The sequence below is a fragment of the Rhizobium sp. P40RR-XXII genome (assembly GCF_012641405.1).
Taxonomy (GTDB): domain Bacteria; phylum Pseudomonadota; class Alphaproteobacteria; order Rhizobiales; family Rhizobiaceae; genus Rhizobium.
Genome location: NZ_JABAII010000056.1, coordinates 1 through 553 on the forward strand (window position 1 = coordinate 1; position 553 = coordinate 553).

Here is a 553-nt window from a genome sequence, read left to right on the forward strand (position 1 = left end):
GCGCGGGAAGGATTGTTGGGGATCACCGCCACAGCGCCTTTATCAGCGATGGCATTGCGCAGGCGATCGCTGTCATAAGCGGTGTCGGCCATGACGATGTCGGCGGGTAGGCCCTCGATCAGGGCATCGGCTTGCGGCGCATCGCCCTTCTGGCCTGCGGTCAGTGTGAAGCGGACCGGGCAGCCGAGACCACGCACGGCCATGTGTATCTTGGTGCTCAGGCCGCCGCGAGAACGGCCAAGGGCTTGATCTTCAGCCCCTTTTTTGCGCCGGCAGCGTGCTGATGGGCGCGGATGATGGTGGAATCAACGATCAGGTATTCGAAGTCCGGATCGTCCGACATCGCGGTGAACATGCGCCACCAGATGCCCTTCCGGCTCCAGCGGCTGAAACGGCGGAAGACACTGTTCCACTCGCCGAACACTTCCGGCAGGTCACGCCAGGGCGAGCCGGTCCGCACAATCCAAAGCACTGCTTCCACGAACATGCGGTTGTCGCGGCCAGACGAGCCGCGCGTGCGCTCGTCACCAATGATGTGATGCGCTATCCGCGC

The 553-nt window shown here is 63.5% G+C and carries 1 pseudogene; it reads right to left on the reverse strand.

Annotation, left to right across the window (positions count from 1 at the left end):
* A pseudogene (locus tag HGP16_RS33740) lies at window positions 1-553 on the reverse strand (IS5 family transposase); the annotation flags it as partial.